This window comes from Xenorhabdus sp. IM139775, from assembly GCF_028598745.1.
GTDB lineage: Bacteria > Pseudomonadota > Gammaproteobacteria > Enterobacterales > Enterobacteriaceae > Xenorhabdus.
The window spans coordinates 1-7169 of record NZ_JAQRFK010000106.1 but is presented as its reverse complement, the minus strand read 5'-3'; the positions used below and the strand labels follow the sequence as shown (position 1 = coordinate 7169).

Below are 7169 nucleotides of genomic sequence, written 5' to 3'. Positions count from 1 at the left end.
TCAGATGATAAACAGCTTGTTCGGGATTGAAAACAGGATTTGTCTGGCGGCAATAGCGCGGTGGTCCCACCTGACCCCATGCCGAACTCAGCAGTGAAACGCCGTCGCGCCGATGGTAGTGTGGGGTCTCCCCATGCGAGAGTAGGGCACTGCCAGACATCACTTTAGTCAGAAAAGCCATCCCTCACCGGATGGCTTTTTTGCGTTTAAAAATTTTATTTGATGGATTGATATAAACTATAGCCTGCTATTGTCCCTGCTATATCATAAGCAATATCATGCCAACTCCAGCCTGTTCCTGATGGGCGGCTATCATAAAGCTCTTTTGCTGCACCAAGACTCATTGATAGTAATACACCAAATTGTACACTTTCACGATGCCCCCAATGTTGACGATCACCGTAAGCATTTCCTGCGGCAGCGACAATTGCAGAAAATAAGAAATGTTGCGTTTTATCTTTCCCTGTCCAGTTGTCATTTGCTTGACGTATATTGGAGCAAGAAGTATTCAAAAGAATAGGGGAGATTATTAATATATTTTGTATCAGAGTGATGATGCGTTTTTTCATCGTTATTTTCGCCATGATTTATTTTTCTAAAATCATAGCTGTTTGATAAATAAGATACAAAAATCCCCTCTGGCAATAGCGAGAGGGGACTCAAAAAAATGATAATTAATTATCTATTTTACAGTATTCTGCTGATTAATCGGTCCACCCGAATACGGCGTAAACGTCGTATCAGCTTGCGTACTTTGACAGGATAGAGCTGGATATTCTCCAGTTCCTGATAGCTCTGGATAATTTTTGTATGGGCACGGATGCAGTCCAACTCCATTGCACATTGATCTTTCATCTCTTGATGGGGATCGTGAATAAGAATGGCATTTTCCAGATCCAATCCCCATGCGCGAGGATTAAGGTTATTACCCGTCATTAATTGCCATTTATTATCAACCCAGACCCCTTTTAAGTGATAAGTATTATCTTGATCTTTCCACAACCGGATAGTGAGTTGCTGGTTATCGATGAACTTTTGCAGCCGACTCGTGAATCGACGCAAGTTAATTTCATACAGATAAGGCAATGCGCCAATGATCTTAAAGGGTTCTTCTGGTGGAATATAAAAATCGTTGGCTGTTTTGTCACCAATAATAATCTCAACGTGTTTCCCTTGACGGAGTAGCCGAGATATTGCACGCACTAACACGGCGGGCAAATTAAAATAAGGTGTGCAGATAACCAACTTATTTTCGGTACAAGACATGAGATGGTAAATTGTCTTGTTCAACAGGTTCTTTTTGCCCAATCCAACAAGGGGAGTTACCGCCAATTCTTCATTTGATGCTTGATTTTCGATGTGATATTCGGCATTTTTCAATGAAGTACGAAATTGACGGATCAAATTTTTAATTTCAAGGCTACGGGGACGATTGTGGCAGGCCAAATTTTTTACGGCTTCAGCGCTAATAATGCTGTCATCAATAAATTGCTTCATGATCGCGGCAAGTTTAGCATTATGCAGCAAATGATAACGGTCGTAACGATATTTTTCATGGCGGTGCAGATAAACATCATTAATGCTGGCTCCGCTGTAAATAACCGTATCATCGAAGATAAAGCCTTTTAGATGTAAAACACCCAGTGCTTCCCGCGTGTTCACGGGAACACCCAAAATGGAAATATTGGCATCAGGGTAGCTTTCAGCCATGGAACAGTACCAATCTGCATTTGTTGCCGCTGCTTCTGCACCAATACGACCACGTTGAGCACGATGCCAATCAACCAGGATTTTTATATCCAACTCAGGGCGCTTTTGTTTCGCGGTATATAATGCGGCTAGAATATCCCGCCCTGCATCATCATTTTCTAAATACAATGCGGCGATATAAATATGCTTTTGGGCATTTGCTATACGTTCCAATAAGGTGCTGCGAAACATTTTAGTTTGATAAAGCGTTTCAATGTCAGCAACTGATTGCGGTAGCTTAGGCAGTTGTGCAAGGTGTTGTTGGTATTTTGCTTGTTTAAATTTGGACAACATCACAGTGCGTTTTTTCTCTTAGTTTAGATGGAATCAATACCATCATAAGGTGTATGAATCAAAATGATCTGGTGATGATACCATTAGTTTGACTCATTGTGAGTATGAATTAACGCTCTTGGGCTGATTGCTTTAAGTCTGTGCGTTTAATCACGAAGTGAGAATTTTCAGTACTCATCATGAGATATATGCCGGATTTTTTGCTAGAGCTTCAACATAAGATTAACAATGCCGTCCTCTAACTGTATGTCAATGTTAAACCCTAGTTTTTTTGCAAGTTGGATCATGCTACGGTTTTCAGGCATGGTGATAGCTGTCAGCGTCTGAATACCATGTTCTCTTGTGTAGTGAATCAGCTTCGTCATGAGCTGATAGCCTAACGTAACCCCCTTGAGATCTGAACGGACTAATACTGCAAATTCTGCTTCGATATTATCAGGATCGGCCATGGCACGAGCGACACCAATAATTTCAGGTGTTGTTGCCGGATGACGGAGCGCCACGAATGCCATTTCTCGGTCATAATCAATTTGGGTCATGTTTGCCAGATCATCATGAGTAAACTCGCTGATTTCACTGAAATAGCGGTAATAAAGATCTTCTTTCGTCACTTGGCCGATAAATTCTTTCAGCAAAGGTTCATCTTCTGGCAGGATTGGCCGTAGCAAACATTCGAGATTACCTTTTATATGGATAGTTTCTTCCAGCTCGTTGGGATAAGGCCGGATAGCCAGTCTTTTGCGGGGATCACCGGCTGCTGGCGTCAATTCCATTGTCACATCCAATAGGGTGAACTCATTGCCTGATGCAAGCAGTGGATGAATGTTCATGCGAGTAATCTCAGGACAATCGATCAGAAGATTGGATACTCTGACTAATAACTGGCTAAGAGCAGGAATATCCAGTGGTAAAAGTGAACCACCTGATTTTATTTTACCGCGCTTAACTGCCTGAATAACCAGATAACGGGCTAACGCCATATTAAGAGGAGGGAGAGCGACAACCGCCTGTGTTTCATGTACCCAATCAACTCCTCCCTCCCCAAGCATGATTAAGGGGCCAAATATCTCGTCTTGCTCAATAGAAATTCTCAGCTCTTGTGTACCAGCCCGGTTAGCCATGCTCTGAACTAACAATCCATGAATTCTGGCTTGCGGGAAATTCTGTTTGACACGTTCAATGATTGCTTGCGTTGCTGTTTTGAGTTCATCGGCATTACGCAAATAAAGCATCACACCCTGAACCTCTGATTTATGTGGGATATCTGGTGAACGGAGTTTTAATGCCACGGGATAGCCAATTTTTTCTGCAATATTGACGGCATCCTCACCGGAATGCGCGATCCAAGTGGGTAAGGTATTTAAACCGTAAGCATCAAGAATAGGTTGTACTTCATGGGTGTCCAGCCGGACATTCCCGTTATCAAGAGCCTGCTGGATACATTCATGGGCCCGGGTCGTATTCGATGTAATGCCAATTGGCAAGGAGGGTGTTTCTTTGAGTTGTTTTTGGTTGCGCTGATATTCCACCATATGCATAAATGCGGTAATGGCACCTTCTGGGGTCCGGTAAGTCGGAATACCCGCCTCACTAAACAAATGCCGGGCTTCCAGTGAAGAGTATTCTCCGCACCAATTCGTGAAAATAGTAATCCATTTTCCACGAGGATGCTCTTTAATGGCCTGTATGACCCGAACCGCCGTAGTTTTGCTGTGGGATATGGCACAAGGAGAATGGATTAACAGCAAAGCATCATAATCATGGCTATCCAAAAGTAGTTTGAGTGTAGCAACGTAGCGTTCGGTTGAGGAATCATCACCGATATCCAAGGGATTACGCAAAAGAAGCGTGTCGGGAAGTAGGCCAGACAACCTATTTATCGTTTCCTCTCCTAATATCGCGAGTTTTCCTGTCCTCCTGAATAGCTCATCCAGCGCCATTGCTGCCGGTGCGGAACCATTACTGACGATTAACAAACGTTCTCCGCGCAATGGCCGCATAAAACTCAATGTTTCCACAGCGGAAAACATTTCATGCGTATCTTGTACACGCAGTAATCCGGCACGTTGAATGGCGGCGTCATAAGCCGTATCGAAACTTTGTTGTTCTCCCAATAACTGTTGAGCTTTTCGGGTTCGGCTGCTTTTCACGACCAGAATGGGTTTATTGCGTGAAGCGCTTCGGGAGGCAGAAAGAAAACGCCGGGCATCGCTGATATGTTCGAGATGCAACAAAATAGCACTGGTCTTACTATCTCTTGCCAGAAAGTCGAGCAAGTCATCAATATCAATATCAACACTGTCACCCAGGGCAATAAAATACGAAAAACCAATATTGCGGTGATTAGCCCAGTCCAGGATGGTGTTTGATATTGCTGCTGATTGTGAAATAAAAGCCAGTTTCCCCTTAAGGATAGGAATGGGCGAAAAACTGGCATTCAGCCCGCTCCACGGTGCCAGAATGCCAAGGCTATTTGGCCCCAGAATTCGAATATGATGCTTTTGGCTGCACTGCTTCAATTCCGTGAATTGTGATGGTGGAGAGGATAAGATAATGACAGTCTTGCAGCCGTGTTGAGCCAGTTGCTCCAGCAAAGGTAAATTGCGACTGTGATGGGTGCAGATCACCGCCAAGTCTGGGGTCAAAGGCAATTTGTCGATAGAAGGATAAGCTAACACCCCCAGAACGGCATATTTATTTGGTGTTACGGGAAGAATCGGTCCCGTAAACCCACCCATTAACAGATTTCGCATCAACACTGAACTGGCTTTTTCTGGCTTTTCAGAGGCCCCAATAACGGCGATCGATTTAGGGCGTAATAATGCTTCAAGTCCGCGCTGGCTCATTTCTGGGGTTCCTTATCAGTTATCACATCAATAAACAATCACTGTTGATTAAACAATTAGCATGAACAACTTTAGCCACCATCAGTGACTTTAGCGCGGATTGTCAAGCATTACTGTGATTTATTCCTACAGATGATTAGATTTTCCGGCCAGATATTGTTCACGAAAGTGATTAAAATGGCTCAACAAGGATTGTGATGCGGCAACATCCCCTGCCAATTCCAGTGCCGCCGCCGCGACTTCAGCCGTACAATGTTGCTCTATTCTGGAAGGTATCCGAAGTAAATAGTCCATTTTGGCAATATTATTCATAGACAACAGGGGAATATCATCCAAATATGGACTTTTGCGAAACATTTTTCTTGCTTCGGGCCAAGTACCATCCAATATAATGAACAGCGGTGGTTTCGGGTTCGCAGGGAGCTTCTGATACACCGTGCGGGGAGGCGTAGCATAACTGTCTGGGAAGATCAGATAGGGCTGTCGGGTTGGGTCGCACAATGCTTCAAGCATGTGTTGATCAGGCTCGGTTCTCGACCAGAGAAAAGCGAGTGTATCGGGCAGAACATCTGCAATCAACTTTCCGGTATTGCTGGGTTTCATCGGCTCAGTATCAAACATGATGAGACAAAAGCGGCTTGCCGCATTTGCCGGTGAGATCATTTCACACAGGCATTTTTTTTGGGGTAATAAACAATGCAGGCAACGCTGCACCCGACACCCCCTTGCCTGAAAAGGGCGGGTAGAGCGGGCGAGGCGGAGTTGGCGAAGCTGATAAACGGCGTTGTTATTTCTCATTTAAGAACTCAAACATGTTCGTGAATAAAGCCAGTAAAAAATTAGCGGATATTTTAATGGATTGTCGTTGCCAGAGGTAGCTTCGGGCGCGCACATCGGGTAATCTTCGCGCCATAACGCAGTTGGAGAAAAAAATGAACGATTCCTATAGTGGTAAGAACGGCAAAGTCAAAGTAATGTATGTCCGCAATAATGAGGACAATAACGATAGCCGTAAAGACGGAGATCGTCGTAAAAACAGTGGCAGCCGTAAAAATGATAACCGTCCGTTTGGCAAAGAGCGTGAACAGGGTGACCGCCGTCGCGGCAGTGAACGCCCGCCACGCTCAGACGATCGTTCTCCGTGGAGAACGATCTCCCGTCCAGAGGGAGAATCTCTTAAACCAGAGCACAGTGGGATTAGTGGCAAAAGTCATATTGATCCAGAACAGCTTCGTCGTCAGCGTCTGGAAGAAACCCGTATCTATGGGGAAAACGCTTGTCAGGCAATGTTTCAGAGTCGTCCTGATGCGATTGTTCGGGCTTGGTTTGTTCAATCAGTCACCCCGCGTTTTCGCGACGCTTTGAAATGGATGGCGGCAAATCGCAAGGCTTACCATGTGGTGGATGATGAAGAGCTGTCTAAGGCATCAGGGACAGAGCACCACGGTGGCGTATGTTTCCTGATTAAGAAACGCAATGGCTTGGATGCGGAAACCTATTTGCAGCAGGCACCCGCAAAAGATTGTGTGCTGGCATTGGAAAACGTAGGTAACCCACATAATCTTGGGGCAATTATGCGTAGTTGTGCGCATTTTGGCGTACAAGGTGTGATTTTGCAGGATACCGCGATGCTGGAATCAGGCGCGGCTGTCCGTACAGCAGAAGGCGGTGCTGAACACATCAAAGGCATTGATGCCGATGGGTTTACGACTACACTGAATAAATTCCGCGATGAAGGTTACACCATTGTGACGACATCAAGTCATAAGGGAAGCACGACACTGGCACAAGCCACATTACCAGAAAAAATGGTTTTAGTATTGGGTCAGGAAAGTGACGGGCTGAGTGACAGCACTTGGGAAGATGGTGACATTCGTCTTTCTATTGGTGGAACCGGTCGAGTGGAAAGCCTGAATGTTTCTGTTGCAACCGGTATCCTGTTGGCGGAGTGGTGGCGTCAGAATAAAGTTTAACTTATCTCTGGAATAGATTTTCAAGTTGCCATTGGGTAAAGAACAGTGACTTGAAAATAGAAAGAGAGAGTTTAATTTCCATTATTAATGAGGCCCTGTCTATTGAGTCAGGGCCTTTATTTTATCTTCTGATTTATTGAGTTTGTTTTTTATTTCGTAATGAAAAATGTTTCGTTAAATTAAATAAAAACATTTGGTATTATTTTAATTTGAAATCATTATGTTGGAATTTATTTATCACGCTAAGATTTAAATAATCCACATAAACACCATGCCATTTATGATTTTATCCATATTATTAATCGGT

5 protein-coding genes and 1 rRNA gene are annotated in these 7169 nt (G+C 44.1%); 2 read left to right on the top strand and 4 right to left on the bottom strand.

The genetic code is table 11. The annotated features are described in order from the left end of the window. The first annotated feature begins 42 nt into the window (after window positions 1-42). Window positions 43-158 (top strand): 5S ribosomal RNA (gene rrf, locus PSI17_RS15445). A gap of 57 nt (window positions 159-215) precedes the next feature. Here the strand turns inward: rrf and PSI17_RS15440 are convergent. The 4 genes from PSI17_RS15440 to PSI17_RS15425 all read right to left on the bottom strand — a co-directional run bounded on the left by PSI17_RS15440 (window position 216) and on the right by PSI17_RS15425 (window position 5687). Next, on the bottom strand, window positions 216-569 hold the full coding sequence (locus PSI17_RS15440) for a YfiM family lipoprotein (RefSeq protein WP_273552826.1): 354 nt from the start codon (window positions 567-569) through the stop codon (window positions 216-218). A 118-nt stretch (window positions 570-687) separates the two neighbouring features. Then, a complete protein-coding gene (gene pssA, locus PSI17_RS15435) occupies window positions 688-2046 on the bottom strand; it encodes a CDP-diacylglycerol--serine O-phosphatidyltransferase (RefSeq protein WP_273552825.1) in 1359 nt (452 codons plus the stop codon). 200 nt (window positions 2047-2246) lie between these two features. Then, window positions 2247-4889, bottom strand: coding sequence for a bifunctional acetate--CoA ligase family protein/GNAT family N-acetyltransferase (locus tag PSI17_RS15430; RefSeq protein WP_273552824.1), 2643 nt, complete (start codon window positions 4887-4889; stop codon window positions 2247-2249). Between the two features lie 126 nt (window positions 4890-5015). After that, entirely contained in the window at window positions 5016-5687 is a 672-nt protein-coding gene (locus PSI17_RS15425) for a tRNA-uridine aminocarboxypropyltransferase (RefSeq protein WP_273552823.1), read from the bottom strand. A 134-nt stretch (window positions 5688-5821) separates the two neighbouring features. Here PSI17_RS15425 and PSI17_RS15420 point away from each other — a divergent pair, with 134 nt between their 5' ends. After that, the gene (locus PSI17_RS15420; protein WP_273552822.1) at window positions 5822-6862 is read left to right on the top strand and encodes a tRNA/rRNA methyltransferase; all 1041 of its coding nucleotides are present in this window, start codon (window positions 5822-5824) and stop codon (window positions 6860-6862) included. Window positions 6863-7169 lie beyond the last annotated feature (307 nt).

Bases quoted from the DNA above. Each gene is read 5' to 3' on its own strand.
- PSI17_RS15440 (WP_273552826.1), bottom strand. From the start codon at position 569: ATGAAAAAACGCATCATCACTCTGATACAAAATATATTAATAATCTCC.
- PSI17_RS15430 (WP_273552824.1), bottom strand. From the start codon at position 4,889: ATGAGCCAGCGCGGACTTGAAGCATTATTACGCCCTAAATCGATCGCC.
- PSI17_RS15425 (WP_273552823.1), bottom strand. From the start codon at position 5,687: ATGAGAAATAACAACGCCGTTTATCAGCTTCGCCAACTCCGCCTCGCC.
- PSI17_RS15420 (WP_273552822.1), top strand. From the start codon at position 5,822: ATGAACGATTCCTATAGTGGTAAGAACGGCAAAGTCAAAGTAATGTAT.